This window comes from Staphylococcus pseudoxylosus (assembly GCF_003697915.1).
Classification (GTDB): domain Bacteria; phylum Bacillota; class Bacilli; order Staphylococcales; family Staphylococcaceae; genus Staphylococcus; species Staphylococcus pseudoxylosus.
The window spans coordinates 1-213 of sequence record NZ_RCVN01000117.1 but is presented as its reverse complement, the minus strand read 5'-3'; the positions used below and the strand labels follow the sequence as shown (position 1 = coordinate 213).

Sequence of the window (213 nt, the reverse complement as noted above, 5' to 3'; positions counted from 1 at the left end):
ATAACCAGTAACCTAATTGTCGAGTGATTGGACCTACAAATGAAAATGTTAGAAATGCTGTTATAAAAATAGATAACAATGGTGTTAACAAATTATCTAACACCGTTGGAATAACTTTGCGTAACCCTTTTTCAATTGAGGCTAAGATATAAGCTGCTACAAGCATAGGTAACACTTGTCCTTGATAACCTACTTGATTAATATGCAGACCAA

Annotated in this window: 1 protein-coding gene; it reads right to left on the bottom strand. The window is 33.3% G+C overall.

Annotated features, from left to right (window positions below; genetic code table 11):
- Positions 1 to 213: PTS transporter subunit EIIC (locus D9V42_RS15045; RefSeq protein ID WP_158593201.1), on the bottom strand; the 213-nt coding region annotated here is incomplete at both ends.